General features: G+C 45.3%; 22 protein-coding genes. All 22 read right to left on the reverse strand.

The window, feature by feature from the left end; all coding sequences use genetic code 11:
* Positions 1-16: 16 nt before the first annotated feature.
* Genes DMO16_RS05925 through fliG form a run of 22 tightly spaced genes read right to left on the reverse strand, consistent with a single transcriptional unit; the run spans position 17 to position 19,197 of the window.
* A complete protein-coding gene (locus tag DMO16_RS05925; RefSeq protein ID WP_129475966.1) occupies positions 17-1,990 on the reverse strand; it encodes a chemotaxis protein CheA in 1,974 nt (657 codons plus the stop codon).
* Between the two features lie 23 nt (positions 1,991-2,013).
* A complete protein-coding gene (locus DMO16_RS05930; RefSeq protein ID WP_164988866.1) occupies positions 2,014-2,880 on the reverse strand; it encodes a MinD/ParA family protein in 867 nt (288 codons plus the stop codon).
* Positions 2,873-3,844 (reverse strand): flagellar biosynthesis protein FlhF, encoded by a 972-nt coding sequence (locus DMO16_RS05935; RefSeq protein ID WP_206738065.1) that lies wholly within the window; start codon positions 3,842-3,844, stop codon positions 2,873-2,875. The genes DMO16_RS05930 and DMO16_RS05935 overlap by 8 nt, the downstream gene beginning before the upstream one ends.
* Positions 3,845-3,882: 38 nt before the next feature.
* The gene (gene flhA / locus DMO16_RS05940) at positions 3,883-5,916 is read right to left on the reverse strand and encodes a flagellar biosynthesis protein FlhA (protein WP_129480319.1); all 2,034 of its coding nucleotides are present in this window, start codon (positions 5,914-5,916) and stop codon (positions 3,883-3,885) included.
* Positions 5,917-5,931: 15 nt separating this feature from the next.
* Positions 5,932-7,017 (reverse strand): flagellar biosynthesis protein FlhB, encoded by a 1,086-nt coding sequence (flhB, locus tag DMO16_RS05945; RefSeq protein ID WP_129475972.1) that lies wholly within the window; start codon positions 7,015-7,017, stop codon positions 5,932-5,934.
* A 4-nt stretch (positions 7,018-7,021) separates the two neighbouring features.
* Entirely contained in the window at positions 7,022-7,792 is a 771-nt protein-coding gene (gene fliR / locus DMO16_RS05950; RefSeq protein ID WP_129475974.1) for a flagellar biosynthetic protein FliR, read from the reverse strand.
* Between the two features lie 3 nt (positions 7,793-7,795).
* The gene (fliQ, locus tag DMO16_RS05955; protein WP_129475976.1) at positions 7,796-8,068 is read right to left on the reverse strand and encodes a flagellar biosynthesis protein FliQ; all 273 of its coding nucleotides are present in this window, start codon (positions 8,066-8,068) and stop codon (positions 7,796-7,798) included.
* Between the two features lie 17 nt (positions 8,069-8,085).
* Entirely contained in the window at positions 8,086-8,748 is a 663-nt protein-coding gene (fliP, locus tag DMO16_RS05960; RefSeq protein WP_129475978.1) for a flagellar type III secretion system pore protein FliP, read from the reverse strand.
* The gene (locus DMO16_RS05965; protein ID WP_129475980.1) at positions 8,741-9,361 is read right to left on the reverse strand and encodes a flagellar biosynthetic protein FliO; all 621 of its coding nucleotides are present in this window, start codon (positions 9,359-9,361) and stop codon (positions 8,741-8,743) included. Before DMO16_RS05965 ends, fliP begins: the two co-directional genes overlap by 8 nt.
* An 18-nt stretch (positions 9,362-9,379) precedes the next feature.
* Complete coding sequence (locus DMO16_RS05970) at positions 9,380-9,742, reverse strand: response regulator (protein ID WP_061969449.1); 363 nt, start codon at positions 9,740-9,742, stop codon at positions 9,380-9,382.
* Between the two features lie 18 nt (positions 9,743-9,760).
* Complete coding sequence (fliY, locus tag DMO16_RS05975) at positions 9,761-10,876, reverse strand: flagellar motor switch phosphatase FliY (protein WP_129475982.1); 1,116 nt, start codon at positions 10,874-10,876, stop codon at positions 9,761-9,763.
* Positions 10,877-11,860 carry a flagellar motor switch protein FliM gene (gene fliM / locus DMO16_RS05980; RefSeq protein ID WP_061969444.1) on the reverse strand — a complete coding sequence of 328 codons (984 nt, stop codon included), beginning with the start codon at positions 11,858-11,860 and terminating at the stop codon, positions 10,877-10,879.
* Positions 11,861-11,890: 30 nt separating this feature from the next.
* The gene (fliL, locus tag DMO16_RS05985) at positions 11,891-12,331 is read right to left on the reverse strand and encodes a flagellar basal body-associated protein FliL (protein ID WP_061969442.1); all 441 of its coding nucleotides are present in this window, start codon (positions 12,329-12,331) and stop codon (positions 11,891-11,893) included.
* Positions 12,332-12,547, reverse strand: coding sequence for a flagellar FlbD family protein (locus tag DMO16_RS05990; protein ID WP_129475984.1), 216 nt, complete (start codon positions 12,545-12,547; stop codon positions 12,332-12,334).
* 47 nt (positions 12,548-12,594) lie between these two features.
* Positions 12,595-13,359 carry a flagellar basal body rod protein FlgG gene (flgG, locus tag DMO16_RS05995; RefSeq protein ID WP_129475986.1) on the reverse strand — a complete coding sequence of 255 codons (765 nt, stop codon included), beginning with the start codon at positions 13,357-13,359 and terminating at the stop codon, positions 12,595-12,597.
* A 30-nt stretch (positions 13,360-13,389) separates the two neighbouring features.
* Positions 13,390-13,845, reverse strand: a complete 456-nt coding sequence (flgD, locus tag DMO16_RS06000; protein ID WP_129475988.1) for a flagellar hook assembly protein FlgD — start codon at positions 13,843-13,845, stop codon at positions 13,390-13,392.
* A gap of 2 nt (positions 13,846-13,847) precedes the next feature.
* Positions 13,848-15,044 carry a flagellar hook-length control protein FliK gene (locus DMO16_RS06005; RefSeq protein WP_241840656.1) on the reverse strand — a complete coding sequence of 399 codons (1,197 nt, stop codon included), beginning with the start codon at positions 15,042-15,044 and terminating at the stop codon, positions 13,848-13,850.
* Positions 15,045-15,065: 21 nt separating this feature from the next.
* Positions 15,066-15,662: a MotE family protein gene (locus tag DMO16_RS06010; protein ID WP_129475992.1), complete on the reverse strand. Its 597-nt coding sequence runs from the start codon at positions 15,660-15,662 to the stop codon at positions 15,066-15,068.
* Between the two features lie 15 nt (positions 15,663-15,677).
* Positions 15,678-16,115: a flagellar export protein FliJ gene (gene fliJ / locus DMO16_RS06015; RefSeq protein ID WP_129475994.1), complete on the reverse strand. Its 438-nt coding sequence runs from the start codon at positions 16,113-16,115 to the stop codon at positions 15,678-15,680.
* A 2-nt stretch (positions 16,116-16,117) separates the two neighbouring features.
* Entirely contained in the window at positions 16,118-17,431 is a 1,314-nt protein-coding gene (gene fliI, locus DMO16_RS06020; RefSeq protein WP_129475996.1) for a flagellar protein export ATPase FliI, read from the reverse strand.
* On the reverse strand, positions 17,415-18,191 hold the full coding sequence (gene fliH, locus DMO16_RS06025) for a flagellar assembly protein FliH (protein ID WP_164988867.1): 777 nt from the start codon (positions 18,189-18,191) through the stop codon (positions 17,415-17,417). Before fliH ends, fliI begins: the two co-directional genes overlap by 17 nt.
* On the reverse strand, positions 18,184-19,197 hold the full coding sequence (gene fliG, locus DMO16_RS06030) for a flagellar motor switch protein FliG (protein WP_241840468.1): 1,014 nt from the start codon (positions 19,195-19,197) through the stop codon (positions 18,184-18,186). Before fliG ends, fliH begins: the two co-directional genes overlap by 8 nt.
* Positions 19,198-19,204 lie beyond the last annotated feature (7 nt).

Genomic DNA, 19,204 nt, shown 5'->3' on the forward strand with positions numbered 1-19,204 from the left:
CTCCTCTCTGTCACCGTTATATAAATAGCGAATTGCAATCGATAATGAGGGCAACCTGGCCGTCTCCCAATATTGCCGCTCCTGAAACAAAAGGAACATCGAGATAGCTTCCAAGCGGCTTCAGGACAATCTCCTGCTGCCCGATCAGCCCGTCTACGATCAAACCGGCCAATTTGTTTTCTTTTTTAACAATAACAACCGCTCGATTGGTCTCTCCTTTTTTGGCCCCCTGCGGCACTTCGAGCCAATCCTTTAATGAAACCAGCGGTATAACCTTTCCGCGGAAATCCATCATGGGCTGCTTATGGACCATGATGATATCCTGAGGATCGACCAATGCAGTTTCAATGATCGATGGAAGCTGAACAGCATATGTTTCTGTTCCCGCTTCGACCAGCAGAGACGGTATGATGGAAAGGTTCAGAGGAAGCTGGATGGTAAAGGTTGAACCTTGTCCGGCGGTGGAATCCACAGAAACCGACCCTCCGAGCGATTCTATTTTATTTTTAACTGCATCCAGGCCGACGCCGCGGCCGGAAATATCGGAAATCACTTCAGCTGTAGAAAAACCAGGGGCGAACAGCAGCTCATAAACGTGCCTGCCAGTCAATGTACGGGCTGAATTCTCACTGATAATCCCCTTTTGAACCGCCCGATTAAGCACCTTGTCGGCATCAATTCCTGCCCCGTCATCCTGAATCTCGATAAATACACGGTTGCCGCTGTGGTACGCCTTCAAGGTTATTGTGCCTTTTTCGCTTTTCCATGAACGGATTCTCTGCTCCGGATCTTCAATACCATGATCCAATGAATTACGCAGCAAATGAACAAGCGGATCTCCGATTTCATCGGCAACCAGACGATCCAGTTCGGTTTCTTCTCCCTCTACCTGCAATTCCACCTTTTTATGCAGATCTTTGGCCAATCCGCGTACCATTCTCGGAAACCGGTTGAATACCTGGTCAATGGGAACCATCCGCATATTAAGAATTAATTCCTGCAAATCCGATGAAACCCGTGAAACCCGTTCTACCGTTTCCTGAAGTGCAGCATCCTTCATCTCGCTTGAAATCCTTTCAAGACGGCCTCTGTCAATCACCAGCTCTTCAAAAAGCCTCATCAGAAGATCCAGTCTCTCAATGCTTACCCTGATCGTCTTTGCAGATTTTGGCGGGGAATTCTTTTTAGGTCCTGTTGTGGTGCCTTTTTGATCATCCACCTGCTCTGTCACAGCTTCCTTCTGTTCGCTGCCCACCGGCTGAAGCGGCGTTAGTGCCACTTTTTCGATTTCTGAGATTGATAACAATTCCGACTCAATTGTCGCCGCTTCTTGTTGTGTTATGAGCGTAACGAAAAAGCTTTGATTGAATTGTTCCTGTTCAATCAAGTCGGCTGAAGGTTCTGACTTTATGATGTCGCCGAGGTTTTCCAGCGCATTGAAAACCATATAGGCCCGCACCGCTTTCAGCAGGCACTCTTTATGGAGCTCAACTTCAATCCTGTACACCAGAAAACCTTGCTCAAGTGATTGATGGATCGCCGAACGCTCAAATTCATCATAACTGCGTAAATCTTCATTACTTGTATCTGTCTGGGCCTTATCCTGGGTATCCTCCCCCAGTATCCCGTTCAAAAGGCGTATCAGTTCTTTCGTATCTTTTTTTCCATCGCCGCCAGCTGCAATCGACATGACCATTTCTTCCAAATGGTCAAGCGAAACAAACAGCGAATCCAGCAGTTTCTGTGTCACATGCAGTTTACCATTTCTGATCCCATCCAGAACGTTTTCCATCGCATGCGTAAGATTTGCAAGATCGCCGTAACCCATGGAAGCTGACATGCCTTTTAATGTATGAGCAGAACGAAAAATTTCCTGAATGGTTGCCAGCTCTTCCGGTTGTTTCTCCAAAAGAAGCACATATTCATTTATCGACTGGAGATGTTCTTTACTTTCTTCAATAAAAATATCCAAATATTCACTTGTGTCCATCTTCTTCCCCCTCGTGTACAACGCTAGCTTTTACTCAAAAAACTTAAAAGTTTACTAATAAAAGATTGGTCAACTGCTCCCTTTTGGACCTTGGCGTTCCCCAATAGACAATGAGCTGCCTTTTGAATTTGTCCGCTCGCTTCACAGCGCGGACTTTCCAGCACAAACGGCGATTGCTCCATAACAGCCCGCCGCACGGCCGGGTCGAAAGAAACTTGCCCCAAGTTGGCCAGTTTCTTTCCAAGAAACCGGGAGCTCACCTCGTTCAAGCGGTCATGTACTGCCCTGCCTTCCCGTTCGTTTTCACATTGATTAATCATGGTCCAGACAGGGAGTTCAGGCCGTTCAGCATGAAGCAGCTTAATCATGGAATACGCATCAGTAAGCGATGTAATTTCCGGGGTAGCAACCAGGATGACTTCATGACCGGCCAATACAAACTTCAAGCTCGCTTCTGACAAACCGGCACCAATATCGAATACGATATAATCATAGGCTGACGATAATTTCTCAAGCTCTCTCACAAAATGAACCTGACTGTTGCGGTCAAGCTCTAACAAAGAGAGAAGACCGTTATCACCACCAAGATAATCAAGGCTGCCTGGGCCTTTTTCAATGATCTCCCTGACGGAAAGGTGATGTTCAAACAGATCGGCGATCGTGTGGCGCGGGGTCAGTCCAAGCAGCAGATGAACGTTGCCCATGCCGATATCCAGATCAACCAGCACCACTTTTTTCCCAAGTCCTGAAAGGGCAAGGGATAAGTTCACTGCTACATTTGTTTTCCCAACCCCGCCTTTTCCGCTGAGCACCGAAACGACCTTCGCTTTTTTCGCTTGTAATGACGTCTCTAGTACTCGTATACGAAGTTGTTCTGCCTGATCACGCATCTCTTTTCTGCTGCAGGAACATGCTGACGATCGCTTTCGGTGTAACGGTTGAAATGTCATCTGGAACATTTTGTCCGTTTGTGATATAAAGCGGGATGGTGTTTTCTATCAGCAATATATTGATTAACGCTCCCAAAGAAGCTGTCTCATCCTTTTTAGTCAGAATCAGCCGGTTGACTCCAGTCCGGCTGAAATGCTGGATTACGTGTTTGAGATCCTCGTATTTTGAAGTTAACGATAAAACCAAATACTTTGTGTGATCCATCTGATCTTGCAGCAGGCCGCCCAGTTCATCCATGGATTCCGGATTCAGAAAGTTTCTGCCGGCCGTGTCGGTCAACACCAAGTCATAAGAAGAGAGTTCTTGCTTTGCCTTCTCGTAGTCTTCGGTATTGTACACCACTTTTAGCGGCATTTTCAGAATTTCAGCATAGGTTTTTAGTTGTTCCACCGCACCGATCCGGTAGGTGTCCAACGTGATGAAAGCGACACTTTTGCCATCTTCGAGCTTCGCCTTTGCAGCCAGTTTCGCGAGCGTAGTCGTTTTCCCTACACCCGTCGGGCCTACCACCGTTAAAAATTGTGTGTCATACAATGAGCCTGGAGATGAGGGAGTAGATGCACGACCAAGAAGCCAGTGTTCCAGCCAGCGTTTTGTGTCCCCGTTTTTAGCGGTTCCCTGCATATCGGCGATAATTTCTTCTATTAATAGATGCGATACACCCTGGTCGTTAAAGTAGGATTGCCACGACGGAATATCTTCCTTGATGATGCTTTTTTCTACAAGTGAAGAGCTCTGGGCTTTTTCTGCTTTGCGAGCGGACTCTGCTCCCTCTTCAACATCCAGCAACGCGATAACCTCAACGCTCTGCTTGGTGAAAAAGCCAAAAAAGCCACCCGTCCGCACCTGTCTTGACTGAAGGATAAAAGCTTCGCTTCCCAGATCATTGCGTATCTTTCCCATTGCTTCTTGCATAGTGGGTGCTATGTACTTCTTTACCTTCATAGATTGACGACTCCTACACTTTGTACTTCGAGATCAGGCTCCAGTTCGTTATAAGATAATATCACCAGGTCAGGCAGGTGGCGCTCAAGCAGCTGCCTCACGTACATGCGCACGGCAGGCGAGCATAAAAGGACAGGCAGCTGTCCAAAATTCCTGCTTTGATCCATTTCTTTCATCACCTGGCTGTATATTTCCTGAGCATCTGCCGGATCAAGGGACAAATAATTTCCGTGTTCCGTTTGTTGCACATGGTCCGCAATTCTTTTTTCAACTCCGGCTCCAAGCGTGATTACATTCAATGGCTCATTTTCTGTTCCATATTGCTTTGAAATTTGCCGTGATAATGCCTGCCGGACATACTCTGTCAATAGATCCACATCACGTGACATCTTTCCGAAGTCCGCCAGCGTTTCAAAAATCACCAGCAAGTTGCGTATGGATATTTTTTCTTTTAACAATTTGGACAGCACTTTCTGGATTTCTCCGACAGATAATGGATCAGGAGTTACCTCTTCGACGAGGCTCGGATAGTTTTCTCTCATATGGTCCACCAGTTGTTTCGTTTCCTGTCGGCCGATCAGCTCATGTGCATATTTCTTTAATATTTCTGTCAAATGAGTGGAAACGACCGATGGAGGATCTACAACCGTATAGCCTGACATTTCCGCACGGTCCTTCATGTCTTCCCCAATCCAGAGGGCAGGCAGACCAAATGCCGGCTCCACCGTTTCCTTGCCCTGCACTGCTTCATCGTCAATACCTGGGCTCATTGCCAGGTAATGATCGAGCAGCAGCTCTCCTTTTGCGACTTCGTTTCCTTTGATTTTAATGCGGTATTCACTCGGCGGCAGCTGGATATTATCCCGGATGCGGACCACCGGCAAAATGATGCCGAGCTCCAGTGCCAGCTGTCTGCGGATCATCACTACCCGGTCGAGAAGGTCTCCTCCCTGGTTGGTGTCAGCCAGTGGAATCAGACTGTACCCAAACTCGAATTCAACAGGATCCACCTGCAGCAGGTTCATGACGCTCTCAGGTGTTTTCAACTGTTCGGTCTGGTTATCTTCTTCCATGATTTCGTCCTGCTCTTTTTTCTCTTTCTCTGCTTTTAACAGAAGATATCCCCCGAGCGAAATAAGTCCGCCAACAGACAGGGTAACCAAATCATTGATCGGCGTAAAAAGACCCAGAACGATGATGGTTCCACCTGCAACAATAAGCATTTGCGGATAAGCCAGAATCTGGCGTGAGATGTCATAGCCCAGATTACCTTCCGATGCTGCTCTTGTTACAATAATCCCTGTTGCCGTCGATATAATCAGAGCGGGGATCTGGCTTACCAGGCCGTCACCGACTGTAAGCAGTGTAAATGTATGTGCGCTTTCGGCAAAGCCCAGCCCCATCTGTGTCATGCCGATAATTATGCCAAACAGCATGTTGATAAGAACGATGATGATTCCAGCAATGGCATCTCCCTTTACAAATTTGCTGGCCCCATCCATCGCTCCGTAAAAATCAGATTCTCTTTCCACTTTTTCACGGCGTTCCTTCGCTTCCATGTCAGAAATCATTCCGGCATTCAAATCAGCATCGATGCTCATTTGTTTTCCAGGCATGGCATCCAGTGTAAAACGGGCTGCTACCTCAGAAACCCTTTCTGATCCTTTGGTGATGACAATAAACTGAATGACAACAAGGATAAAAAAGACGACGATTCCGACCAGAATGTTACCGCCAACTACAAATTCTCCGAATGTATGAACCACGTTCCCTGCTTTTCCGGAACCCAGGATGGATCGGGTCGTTGATACATTCAACCCCAGCCTGAAGAGAGTGACAAGCAGTAAGAGAGACGGAAAAATAGAAAATTGCAATGGTTCCTGCATATTCATTGAAATTAATATAATTACGAGTGCCAGTGTAATATTAATAATGATGAAAAAGTCGAGCAGCCAGGGCGGCAAAGGGATGATCAGCATGGCGATGATCATAATAACCCCAACTAGAACGCTTATATCTCTTGCTTTCATCAATTCCTTCTCTCCTTACCGATGCACCTTATTCTTTAAGTGGTAAACATAGGCCAAAATCTCTGCCACTGCCTTAAACAGATCTTCAGGAATGGCATCCCCAATTTCGGCTCTGCTGTACAAAGTTCTTGCAAGCGGACGGTTTTCTACCATCGTCACTTTATTTTCACGGGCAATTTTTTTAATCTTCAGGGCCATTAGGTCAGCCCCCTTGGCCACCACCACCGGGGCTTCCATTTTTTGATCATCGTATTGCAAAGCTATGGCAAAGTGGGTGGGATTCGTAATGATCACATCTGCGTTCGGAACGCTCTGCATCATTCTCCGGTTGGCCATCTGGCGCTGCTTTTCTTTAATTTTCCCTTTGATTTTCGGATCCCCTTCGGACTTTTTGTACTCATCTTTAATGTCCTGTTTCGACATACGGATGCTTTTTTCAAAATCGTATTTCTGATACAGATAATCCAGCAGGGAAAATAGAAGGAGTACCAGGGCTGCATAGAACCCCATCTGAAACGACATCTTTCCATACATGCCAAGAGCAGACTCAACGCTGACCTGAGAAACTTTTAAGAGCTGGTCCTTCTTGCTCCATATGACAAAGAAGGTGACACAGCCAACAACGGCAATTTTCAAAACCGATTTTGTCAGCTCAACGAGCGCACGGAGGGAATAGATCCGTTTAAATCCCTGTAATGGATTGATCCTTTCAAACTTCATCCGTACAGCTTCACCTGAAAACAAAAAGCCGACTTGAATAAAATTGGAAAAGACACCCGCTGCAAGCACCGTCAGCAGCACTGGAAGAAGAATTCCTGCAGTTTCCTTCACCAGCACGACAAACAGCAGCTGACTGTTCTGCTCGGTCAGTTCAACGGTCAGATTGTGCTGAAATGTGAATTCCATCAAATGAAACAATTTTTGTGCTGCAGCACTTCCGGTAAACCAGAGCATCAAAAATGCAGCAAACAGGGTAACCGCGGTATTTACGTCTGCACTCTTGGCCACCTGTCCCTTTTTTTTGCTTTCCTCGCGTTTCTTTGGTGTGGCCTTTTCTGTTTTTTCCCCCGAAAAATATTGCAAATCCAGCCTTTGAGGCATGTGATCACTCTCCAAGCAGCATTAAAAGCTTTCTCATAGCCTGTGCAGTCTCATCACTCAAATGCTGGACACTCATAAAAAACACAGGCAGGATAATCAGCAGAATACCGAATGCCACTAAGATCTTTAAAGGAAGGCCTACGGCAAAGATATTGATTTGAGGAACGGTTCTGGCAACAATGCCCAGTGCCAGGTCCACCAAAAAAAGGGTCCCGACAACGGGAAGTGCCATCTGAAAGGCAATAACAAACATGGCTGTCACGACAGATACCGCATGCCTTGCCGTTTCTCCATTCCCCAAACCAAAATGAACGTCAATAAGAGGAACAAAGGAATAACTGTAAAACAGACCATCAAGAAGCAGATAATGGCCGTTCAGTGCCAAAAGGAATAAGAGTGCAAGCTGATACAGAAATTTCCCGAGCAGCGGTGTCTGCACACCCGTCTGAGGATCGAATACACCGGCGATCGCAAATCCCATCTGAAGATCGATAAAGCCCCCTGCCACCTGAATGGAATAGAACAGGATGGAGGCAATCAGGCCCAGCGATAAACCAACGAGCGCTTCTTTAAAGACCAGCAGGATAAACTCACCATTCACGGCCACCTCTGGAGCTCCCAAGGCATACAGCATAATCCATGACAAAAAGGCCGCCAGCCCGATCTTATGGACATTAGGAATATTCCGGTAAGAAAAAATCGGAACCGTTGCGAAAAAAGCACCCACTCTCATGAAGATCAATAAAAAGGCTGGAAAAGAATTTATAGCATCCATGAATTACAGTCCTACGAAATGATTCAAATTGTTAAAAATGTCATACGTAAATGAAACGAGCTGTGAAAGCATCCAGGGTCCAAAAAAGATTAATGCCAGTAACACAGCCGCAATTTTTGGAATAAACGAAAGCGTCTGTTCCTGAATTTGTGTGGTCGCCTGAAAAATACTGACAATCAGGCCAACAGCCAAAGCGATTGCAAGCAAAGGTCCGCAAAGGAGGAGAGTCATATAAACACCTTTTTCTGCAATGGATATAACGACTTCAGGATTCAACGAAAACACCTACTTGTTTAATAGCTTGATAACAGTGACTTGACAATCAAATACCACCCGTCCACAAGAATAAAGAGCAATATCTTAAACGGAAGAGAGATCATTACGGGCGGCAGCATCATCATTCCCATCGCCATCAGCACAGAAGCGACCACCATATCAATTACAAGAAAAGGAACAAAGATCATAAAACCCATTTGAAACGCGGATTTCAATTCACTGATCGAATAGGCCGGTACAAGCGCAATAAGGGAAATATCCTCTATCTTCTCAGGGCGTTTGGCTCCGGAATAATTTAGAAAAAGCTCCAGATCCTTCTCACGCGTATGCTTTGTCATAAACTCCTTTAAAGGAAGCGTCCCTTTGTCAAAAGCCTCTTCCTGGGTGATTTTCCCTCTGATAAGTGGACCAATTGCCTCCTTGTTGATTTCCTGAAAAGTAGGAGCCATTACAAAAAAGGTAAGAAACAGCGCAAGACCAATCAACACCTGGTTCGGGGGCATTTGCTGCGTGGCCAGTGACGTTCGTACAAACGACAGAACGATTACAATTCTCGTAAAACAGGTCATCAAAATGAGAATGCTTGGCGCCAGTGAGAGAACGGTAAGAAGGAGCAACAGCTGTATCGTTGTTTCCATTCCGCCTGTTTGGTTAGTAAGATTTGGAAGTAAATCAGTCATCCGCTTTTCCTTTCCGCACGAAACGCTTCAGCAAATCTCCCCGTTCACCTGAAAGTTCACCAAGCTGAGCCTTAAAAACATCGGAAAAACCAGATGTTTTTTTCAAACGGCTGCCCGTTTCCTGTGGAGACGAAGAAAGCAGCTGCTTCACTTCCTCTTCTTCATTAATTTCTTTTAGCAAGGTCACCGTTTCCCCCACACCGATAACAAGGACACTTGAACCGGCCTTGATTATCTGCACAGAACGGTTCGACCCCACACTCAATCCCCCGATTGATTGCAATACTTTGCCTTCTTGATAGTTTTTTGTCCGCTTTTGTATCATTTTCAGAAGAAAGAAGAGCAGGAACAAAACCAATCCCAATGAGAACAGCACTTTAATAAATGTGACCACACCGCTTCCCCCTGTGGCAGAACTCTCCGCTTTGGTTTCCTGCTGCTGCTTCGCCTGGTCTTCTTTCCCTGCTTTTGTATCCAGACACTCAAATACCGTTTTGCATGCTGCAGGCGCTTGGGTCTCCTTGTTCTTTGCTGCCGCTGCCTCAGTTTGTACAAAACAATTGAGGAGGAAAGCGACAATAAGAACAGCGATGCATCTAGTAAACTTCCTCAATTGCTGCACCACCTGTTATTAATTCAACGCTTTATTGATCGCATCAATGACGCGGTCAGCCTGAAATGGTTTTACAATAAAATCTTTAGCTCCAGCCTGGATCGCATCAATAACCATTCCTTGTTGTCCCATTGCAGAACACATGATGACCTTTGCACCGGAATCCACCTTTTTAATTTCTTTTAAAGCAGTGATTCCGTCCATCTCCGGCATTGTGATGTCGAGGGTAACAAGGTCCGGTGAAAGTTCCTTATACATTTCAACCGCCTGTTCTCCGTCTCCCGCTTCTCCGCAGACCTCAAATCCGTTTTTGGTCAGAATATCTTTTACCATCATTCTCATAAATGCTGCATCATCTACTACTAAAATACGTTTAGCCATTTGTTCTCACTCTTTCATTTATAAATTTTTCAGTCTGTCTTTTCTGCTTACAATCTCTGTTACTCTGACACCAAAATTTTCATCGATAACAACAACTTCCCCTTTGGCAATCAGTCTTTCATTCACCAGAATATCCACCGGTTCTCCTGCCAGCTTGTCCAGTTCCAAAATCGACCCCGGCGACAATTCCAAAATCTCTTTAATGCTCTTTTTCGTCCGTCCAAGTTCAACCGTTACCTGAAGCGGAATATCCAGAAGCATATCAAGGTTCTTTGTTTCCTGATACACACCAGAGCTTTCTTCAAAATCGGAAAATACAGCAGGCTGAACAGATACAGCGGTATCAGGTTCCAAACTTTGCGGGCGAGCTGCGTTTGAAGGAATGTCATCCAACACCAATGGTTCTTTGAGTGCAGTGATTTCGCTCTGTAATTGATCTTCATAAGTTGCAGCAGCCTGCACCACGGGAGGGGCCATAAGCTCGGAAACCAGGTTTTGAGAAAAATCCGTTTGCATCAGCTGCATGATGCTGGAGTCAATCAGTTCCCCGACCTTGAGCCGGAAGGACACTTTGATAAGAATATCCTGATCGGTAATCATGTCTGAAGAGTCATTAAAATCCAGCACATCAATAACAGGTGGCGAAATATCCACTCGTTTATTAAATATGGAAGAAAGAGAGGTTGAGGCAGAGCCCATCATCTGATTCATCGCTTCTCCAACGGCACTGAGCTGCATTTCTCCAAAATCTGCAGAAGGGCTCGTTCCGTCACCGCCGAGCATCAAATCAGCAATAATCTGGGCATCGGTTGTTTTAATCACAAGCAGGTTTGTGCCTTGTATCCCTTCTACATATTCCACTTTTACTGCTACATGCGGAATGGGAAACTCACCCTGCAATTCTTCTTTTTTGATTACCGAGACCGTCGGCGTTGTAATCTGGACTTTTTGATTCAGCAAGGTTGATAAAGCGGTTGAGGCACTGCCGAATGAAATGTTGCCGACTTCTCCAAGTGCGTCTTGTTCCATTGAATTCAGAAAATCTTCGATAATTGGATCACCATCAGATGTCACGCTGCCTCCACTCAGCAACGCATCAATCTCATCCTGAGAGAGCATATTTCCGCTATTCATTTACTCGTCCCCCTCTATTTGTTCTAAAATCTGGACTGCCATTCTGTTTTTTGCTTTTCCAGGCTGGGCCATAAATTTTTTATTGTTCTCCACATACACAGCCAACGGCTGATTGATCTTTTTGTTCAACTGAATGATATCGCCCGCATTCAACTGCAGAAACTCTTCTACATTCATACTGGCCGAACCCAGCTGAACGGACACGGGAAGCGGGGTTTTCCGGATCTTTTGTTCGATCAGTGCCGCTTCTTCGGGCAACAATTCCTTTTGGCTGTTTTGCATCCAATTATGCACCGAAAGCTTGGAAATGATCGGATCCAACAGAACCTGCGGAAGACAAACGTTCATCATGCCGCTCGTTTCACCGACCGTTGTGGAAAGTGAGATAACAACCACTGTTTCATTTGGCGACACCATTTGCAGAAATTGGGGATTCACCTCAAAATCTATTACCGCAAAATCGAGTTCAACCACATTGCTCCAGGCTTCCTTGTAGGTGGATAATGCATTTTTAAACAGACGGGAAAGGATTCTCGTTTCGATTTCGGTTAAATGAGTCACCTTGTTTACACTTGCTCCCCATCCTCCCATCAGCCGGTCCATCATGGAATAGGCGATATTTGGATTGACTTCAACGAGAAGGCTCCCATCAAGCGGCTTTGCATCTACAATGTTCAAAATGGTCATTCGCGGTATGGAGCGTATGAATTCCTCATATGGCAGCTGGTCAACCGATACGACGGAAATTTCCACATATGTTCTCAACTGTGCCGCAAAAAAAGTGGTTAACAAGCGTGCGAAATTCTCATGTACCCTTGTAAGACTTCTGATCTGATCTTTCGAAAACCGCAGAGCCCGTTTAAAATCATAGGTTTTTATTCTTTGTTCTTTTTCTTCTCTTCTCAATTCTTCAGCATCCATTTCCCCCGTGGAAATGGCAGAGAGGAGCGCGTCTATTTCATTCTGGGAAAGTACTTCCGACAATCGCCTCACCCTTTATATATGATGAATTCCTTATTGAATAATTTTCTCGGTCGTATAAACTTTTTTGATGCTTCCTTCCTGCATCAGTTTATTGATCCTTCCTTTTAAAAGGTCTTCCAGATGGCGGATGCCTTTTTGGCCTTGCAAATCCCCGGTTTTCATGCCGGACAATTCATAGATAATAATATTATTGACTTGAAACAGCCTCTTTTCGAGTTCGGCCTTGCCGTCATCTCCGTCGGCCTGGATTTTAAATTTGATCTTGATAAACGATCGATCTGCCAGATTAGTTGTAATTTCCTCGGTTTCTACTGTTATTTTTTCCAGCTCTTCCGCCGAAGGTTCTGCGGCCTCCGTTTTAGGAGCCGGCTCTTTAATAACAAAGTAGGCTGCAATTCCGCAAACGACCAGGACAGAGAAAATAATAAGGATCGCCCAGTTCTTCGGAGATTTTTTAACTTCGTTTTCCATTCAATCCTCCTCACTTTCTGTTGGTGATAGAGAAAAAAGGGAAATACTCTGATAAAAGGCTGCTGCTTTTTGGACAACTTCACATTCTGCTTCTTTAACAACAAATTTCGTTCCCGAAGTCAGCGTAACCGTTGTATCCGGAAAGGATTGAACCTGTTCAATATAAATCGCATTCAGGGTAAAGGTGTCACCGTTTAATTTAGTTAACATAATCATATTATGGTTTATTAATAAGGCTCCCCTTATTTTTCCTCCATTCTTGCCTATCGTTTAAGATTCACAAGCTCCTGCAATATTTCATCCGAGGTTGTAATGATTTTCGTGTTGGCTTGAAACCCTCTTTGCGCCACAATCATGTCGGTAAATTCTTCAGAGAGGTCGACATTGGACATTTCCAGAGCGCCGGATACCAAATCTCCAGCCCCACCTGTACCAGGAGAATTATTGGAGACAATCTGTGAATTGGCGGTTGGACGGTAAAGATTGCTTCCTGCCTTTTCAAGTCCCCCGGGATTCGTTACCTTCGTAATCCCTATAGGTGCACCCGGACTGGCAGCACCCACGACCGTAATCTTTCCGTCCGGTCCAACGCTGAAGCTGCTGGCGTTTTGCGGTATGTTAATCGGGTTGTTTCCTGTATCGAGCAGCTCGTATCCGTCTCCATTTACGATCGTACCGTCATCGTTTAAATAAAAATTCCCTGCACGTGTGAGCAGATCTCCATTTGAAGTTCTCACCTTGAAATACCCGTCACCTGAAATCGCTAGGTCGAGGGCTCTTCCTGTGGTCTGAGTGCTTCCCTGAGTATCGATTGTATCGATGGTTGCCAGTTGGGAGCCAAGTCCAATCTGTTTAGGATTCGTTCTGTTGGATGCACCGGCAACTTGCTGGCTGACAAGATCCTTAAACGTTGCTCTCCCTTTTTTAAAGCCATAGGTGTTCACATTGGCAATATTGTTTCCAATCACATCCAGCTTGGTTTGAAAATTCTTCATCCCGCTGATTCCAGAATACATTGAACGTAGCATTTGAAATCCCCCTATTTTGTTAAGTGAATATTAACTGTTCTTGTTTTCGAGCTTTGTAATGGATGACGGATCAACCACATTTCCATCCTCCAATAGGAATTTGGAGGCACCATTTTCAAATAAAACCGCTTTAACTGTGCCTGTTTTTCTCTCTTGTTGTGTTCCATCAGCATCTGTCGTTTCCACTGTATAGGACACGCTTTTGCCGATCATTCCGCTCTGCAGCATGAACGTCTGTGCCGATTGTTTTGAAATCATTTGATCGATGCTGCTGTTCATATTGGTCAATTGCTCCAAGGAAGAGAAAGTTGCCATCTGGGAGATAAATTCTTTATCTTCCATGGGGCTTGCCGGGTCCTGGTTTTGCAGCTGGGTCATCAATATTTTCAAAAAATCGTCTTTGCCCAAAATAGATGATCCACCAGACTGTGTGTCTCTTTTTTGAAGCGAGGATAAATACAAATCATTGTTTATCGTTGAAGACATCTTTATCCCTCCTTCACCATGTCTTGAAGCAAGTCGTAAAATTCCTCTTCTGTCCGCCTCTCCTGCAGTGGCGGCCGGCCACGGTCCTGCTGGTTTCCGGAATTTGATCCCTGCTGCGTGAACCCCTGTTCAGGTGACTGGTCTACAACAACCACACGGTCAAGCTGAATATGGCTGGTGCTCAAGTTATTCTTCAGAAAATGAATATGGGACTCCATCATTTCCTTTGCACCCAGTGAGCTTGTCATGATTTTTGCTGACAGTTCACCATTTTTGGAGATCAGTTCAATATTCAAAGTTCCAAGATGTTCAGGCGTCAGCCGGATGTTTAGTTTTGCCATTCCATTTGTACTTGCTGAAAATTTGCCGCCAAGAATAATTTTTTCAATCTCTTGGACAAATGTTTTTGTACTGTTTCCTTCTTTTTCGGGTTGAACATGAAGTTCAAATTGCTTCAGCACTGGAATAAAGCCGCCCTGCCCCATAAAAGATACCGGCCGGTTGGTATGCTGATGAACATCCGTCTCACTTGTCTTTTGAGATATTGCAGGTACTATGTTTTTCTGGTTATTTGCTATGACAACTGGTTCAAGAAAAGGTTTAGCGTTCAAAGTTGCACCAGGTTTTGTTTCATAACCTGCCAATCGCTGCTCCAGCTGTTCGGCCAGCATCTTCATAGAGACATGTTGCTGCTCTTTTAAAAAGGGAAACAATTGTTTGATTCCTTTATGAATGCCGGATATGACGTCATCCGTTGCTTTTGTAGCAGTGAGCGTTGAATGCTTTCCTTCTACTGCCGACTCCAGAAGAATGAATGCCGTGATCATTTGTGCAGGTGGCGATGACCGTTCCTTTTCGAAGGAAACAGGGAATTGAACATTTTGTACGAGATTGGTAATTTCGGAGATCCATGCAGCAGGCAAATGCTGCAACAGACTTTTGACCTCCGTCATATCCAGCACTTCTTCTTTTTGAGTTTGACCTTGTTCTCCCAGTAATGCGACCCATCCTTTAATCAGCCCTTTGAGCTCCTCACTGATTGTCCCGGAAGGTAATTCGGCATGTTTAGGCGATTGTATATTTTTTTGGGACTGTGCAAGCTCTTCGGAAAAAAGGGAAGAACCGGGAGACGCGCAGCCAGGTAAAGCAGACCTTTGTACCATAACCGGTAAGCGATCCATCCCTGCCATTTCAGCCATTTTCACTCTGCTTTCCCTCCGTTAGTTTGATTGCATTTTTAACGTCAGATCTGCCGCCTTGCCGGGATCCATCTTGGCCAGGATGCTGCTCGTCACTTCTTCATCCAGCTCTTTCATGATGTCGGCCGCATCTTTTATATCCATTTTAGACAAGATGGCCGCGGCATTTTTAGGAGACATCGCATTATACCAGGCGGTAATTTTCTTTTGCTTCTCATGTCCATCGTCTTTTGTGACAGAGCCGTCGGTTTCGGTTGTATTTTCTTCCGGCTGGTTTTGTGCTGCGGTCAAATCTGCTTTCAGGCTCTGCACTTCTTTCTCTTTTTTGTCCACATCGCTTTGAAGAAGCTTGATCATTTGATCGCGTTCCTTAACTTTCTTTTCCCAGTATGTCTTTTCTGATTGAACGGTATTTTCGTTAACGGATGCAGAATTTCGATCCTGTTGCGCCAATGACGACAGGCCAGGAAGATGGCTGCCAATTTCCTTTGCCTTTCCAGCAATGTCAACGCCAAGAAACATAAGGATCATTCCCATGATGACGACAACGAAAAGGGCCGGCATGACGATCACAAACAAAAACCAGGAAAACTTTTTCGTTTTTTCTTTTCCTTCCAACCTCTCCACCTAATTTCAATGGTTTATATAGCGCAAAACAGAGTATTCATCATTCTGCTTGTTTTCGATGGCTGTCAGCGTTTGCTGATAGACGGAAAACTGCCGTTCCTTCATCTTTTCAAATTTTTTGACTTCCATTGTTTTTTCGAGCAGCTGAATATGCACATGATTCATCTTCTCTCTCGCTCTTTGCACTTGTGTTTGGATACTGCCGATCTGCTGTGTAAGAGAAAGCAGGAACCGCTGAGTTTGCTGAATCTCATTAATAACCATTTTTGTTTTAAACTGATTGCCGGAATGCTGCTCGATTTCTTCCTTTTTTTTCAGCAATTCGTAAAGCGACTGAGCCAGCTGTTCAAACTTTTTTACACTTTCTCCGTACTCGGATTGGACAACTTCTTTTTCCTTTGTTTTAATGGATAATAATTTTTCCATTTTAAATTGAAATGCCATAGTTACTGTTCTCCTCCAAACTCGCTCATCAGTCTGTAGATCGAATCATAAAAAGAAACCTTTTCATCTACATCCTGTTTTAAAAAGGACAGGATGCCAGGATGGAAATCAATCGCCTCATCAATTTTCCTTGAAGAACCCCGCTTATAGGCACCGATGGCTATAAGATCTTCTGCATCGGTATAAACAGCGAGCAGATCCCGAAACTTTTGGGCTGCCTTTTTATGGCTGTCATCCACGATGTCATTCATGACCCGGCTAACACTTTTCAGCACATTGATGGCGGGAAATTGGCCTTTGTTTGCAAGATTCCGGTCAAGAACAAAATGACCATCCAAAATCCCCCGTACAGTGTCGGATATAGGTTCATTCATATCATCACCATCCACTAGCACAGTGTAGAAAGCCGTAATCGAACCTTGCACATCGGTGCCCGACCGTTCAAGCAATTTGGGCAATAGTGCAAAAACGGAAGGCGTATAGCCTTTTGTGGTCGGCGGTTCACCGACAGCCAGGCCGATTTCACGCTGGGCCATCGCAAAACGGGTAACAGAATCCATCATCAGCATGACATCTTTCCCCTGGTTTCTGAAATATTCGGCGATCGCAGTGGCGGTGAGCGCCCCTTTGATCCGCATCAGGGCTGGCTGGTCCGAGGTCGCGACCACAACAACCGATTTTCTCAATCCCTCTTCTCCCAGGTCCTTTTCAATAAAGTCCATCACCTCACGGCCCCGCTCACCAATCAAAGCAATAACGTTTAAATCTGCTGTTGAGTTTCGCGCGACCATGCCCATCAGGGTGGATTTGCCCACACCGCTTCCGGCAAAAATCCCTACTCTCTGTCCTTTTCCTACAGTCATCAGACTGTCAATCGAGCGGATGCCAAGGTCGATGCTTTCCTTGATTCTCGGCCGTTTCATGGGATTGGGCGGTTCATTTTCTATCGGAAAATGGCTCAGCCCCTTTGGAGCGGGACTGCCGTCAAGCGGATTGCCCAATCCATCAAGCACCTGGCCAATAAGAGCGTGTCCGGCTTTAATCTGCATTGGCCGGTGGGTGGCTTCCACCAGGCTCCCTGCACAAATCGATTGTATTGCCGTGAAGGGCATTAACAGTACGTTTTCTTCCTTGAATCCCACGACTTCGGCTTTGATCTTCTGGCCGTTTCCTGAATGGATATAGCACATGTCTCCAATCGATGCCTGCGGTCCCCTGGATTCAATCATCAGTCCAACCACCTGTGTTACTTTTCCATATCGTTTATAGGTATCCAGCCGGTCGATCGCCTGGTGCAGTTTATTCATGTTCAGCATGATGCTCACCCAACGTTTCGATCAGTTTTTTCTTTAGTTCATTCAATTGGCTGTCCAGTCCGGCTTCTATTTTGCCGAACGGAAATTCCACAACACAATTATTTTCGTTTAGCTTAAAGTCAGGATAAATGAACAAAGTGGCTGAATGCATCAAAACCTGCTGAATTTCTTGTTTGGCATTTTGCGTGGTTTCATACCATTTAGGGTGGACATAAAGTTTAACGTCTGGATGTTCCCTTACTTCATTCAGCAATCTCCTGACGAGTTCTTTCCAGGCTTCAGGATTTTCTGTCAGCACATCTCCCACGAGTTTCCTAGCCATTTTGCTAGCTAATTCAATAATCATCGGTTCCGCACTTTCCAAATAGCGGAGATAGTCCTCTTTGGATCGATCGACCGTTGTTTTTGCCATGGTCAACAAATTTTCATAAGTTGTCCGGCCTTCAATTTCACCGGCCGAAAATCCTTCCTGATACCCTGTTTGACGGGCGTTTTCCCTCTCTGCAATTACCTGCTGCTGCCATTCCTCTTTACTTCTTAAAAGAAATTCTTCATGCTGAAGCCGTTCCTGCTCCATTTTTTGCTTGGCTTCCTGATACTCTCTTTCAATTTCTTGTAAAAGAGCATCGGCTTCGCTGCGGGCATCAGGCTGGCAAGAACGGTCATCAAGCTTGCCTGTTTTTGGCATCACACGTTGAATTTCTATTTTGCGGTTGATATCCTCTTGTAAAGCAAGGGAAGACTTTATGATCCTAGACAACGATATCATCTCCCCCACCTCTTGCGATCACAATCTCACCCGCATCTTCAAGTTTGCGGATCAGACCGACAATTCTCGACTGGGCGTCTTCCACATCACGAAGCCTCACTGGCCCCATAAATTCCATTTCTTCTTTATAATTTTCAGCCATTCTCTGCGACATATTGTTAAATAGGACTTCTTTCACTTCTTCACTGGCCGCTTTCAAGGCAAGCAGCATGTCTTCATTAGGCACTTCTCTGATGATTCGCTGAATGGCCCGATTGTCGAGACTGACGACATCTTCAAACACAAACATTCGTTTCTTGATTTCCTCAGCCAGTTCTGGATCCTGTATTTCGAGGGCATCGAGGATGGTTTTCTCTGTTGCCCTGTCCACGCCGTTAAGCACATCAACCACCGATTCCACCCCGCCAGCCTGTGTGAAATCATTGCTTACGGTTGCCGACAGCTTTTGTTCGAGGATTTGCTCCACCTCGCTGATAATCTCCGGAGATGTGCGGTCCATCACCGCAATCCTTCTTGCGACATCGCCCTGCATGGCCTGAGGCAATTCGGAAAGAATTTGTCCTGCCTGACCTGCGTCAAGGTAAGAAAGGATCAGAGCGATCGTTTGCGGATGTTCATTTTGAATAAAATTTAAAATCTGGCCCGGATCGGCTCTTCGTGCAAAGTCAAAGGGCCTGACTTGAAGAGTGGAGGTGAGCCTGTTAATAATATCCATCGCTTCTGATTTTCCCACCGCTTTTTCCAATACTGTTTTGGCATAGCCGATCCCGCCCTGTGAAATATAATTCTGAGCAAGAGCCAGGTGATGAAACTGTTCCAGGATGACTTCCTTCACCTCTGCATCCACTTTTCTGATCTGAGAGATTTGAAGAGTCAGACGCTCAATTTCTTCTTCATGCAGGTGTTTATAAATTTGCGCTGCTGCATCTGGCCCCATAGAAATCATCAGCATGGCCGCTTTTTCTTTTCCACTTAATTCTTTAACACTTTTAGCCACAGCCATC

Source organism: Fictibacillus sp. S7 (genome assembly GCF_004127935.1).
Lineage (GTDB): Bacteria > Bacillota > Bacilli > Bacillales > Fictibacillaceae > Fictibacillus_C > Fictibacillus_C enclensis.

Excerpts from the sequence above, each read along its gene's own strand:
- DMO16_RS05925 (WP_129475966.1), bottom strand. The coding sequence starts at position 1,990 with ATGGACACAAGTGAATATTTGGATATTTTTATTGAAGAAAGTAAAGAA.
- DMO16_RS05930 (WP_164988866.1), bottom strand. The coding sequence starts at position 2,880 with ATGCGTGATCAGGCAGAACAACTTCGTATACGAGTACTAGAGACGTCA.
- DMO16_RS05935 (WP_206738065.1), bottom strand. The coding sequence starts at position 3,844 with ATGGGAAAGATACGCAATGATCTGGGAAGCGAAGCTTTTATCCTTCAG.
- flhA (WP_129480319.1), bottom strand. The coding sequence starts at position 5,916 with ATGAAAGCAAGAGATATAAGCGTTCTAGTTGGGGTTATTATGATCATC.
- flhB (WP_129475972.1), bottom strand. The coding sequence starts at position 7,017 with ATGCCTCAAAGGCTGGATTTGCAATATTTTTCGGGGGAAAAAACAGAA.
- fliR (WP_129475974.1), bottom strand. The coding sequence starts at position 7,792 with ATGGATGCTATAAATTCTTTTCCAGCCTTTTTATTGATCTTCATGAGA.
- fliP (WP_129475978.1), bottom strand. The coding sequence starts at position 8,748 with ATGACTGATTTACTTCCAAATCTTACTAACCAAACAGGCGGAATGGAA.
- DMO16_RS05970 (WP_061969449.1), bottom strand. The coding sequence starts at position 9,742 with ATGGCTAAACGTATTTTAGTAGTAGATGATGCAGCATTTATGAGAATG.
- fliY (WP_129475982.1), bottom strand. The coding sequence starts at position 10,876 with ATGAATAGCGGAAATATGCTCTCTCAGGATGAGATTGATGCGTTGCTG.
- fliL (WP_061969442.1), bottom strand. The coding sequence starts at position 12,331 with ATGGAAAACGAAGTTAAAAAATCTCCGAAGAACTGGGCGATCCTTATT.
- DMO16_RS05990 (WP_129475984.1), bottom strand. The coding sequence starts at position 12,547 with ATGATTATGTTAACTAAATTAAACGGTGACACCTTTACCCTGAATGCG.
- flgG (WP_129475986.1), bottom strand. The coding sequence starts at position 13,359 with ATGCTACGTTCAATGTATTCTGGAATCAGCGGGATGAAGAATTTTCAA.
- flgD (WP_129475988.1), bottom strand. The coding sequence starts at position 13,845 with ATGTCTTCAACGATAAACAATGATTTGTATTTATCCTCGCTTCAAAAA.
- DMO16_RS06005 (WP_241840656.1), bottom strand. The coding sequence starts at position 15,044 with ATGGCTGAAATGGCAGGGATGGATCGCTTACCGGTTATGGTACAAAGG.
- fliJ (WP_129475994.1), bottom strand. The coding sequence starts at position 16,115 with ATGGCATTTCAATTTAAAATGGAAAAATTATTATCCATTAAAACAAAG.
- fliI (WP_129475996.1), bottom strand. The coding sequence starts at position 17,431 with ATGCTGAACATGAATAAACTGCACCAGGCGATCGACCGGCTGGATACC.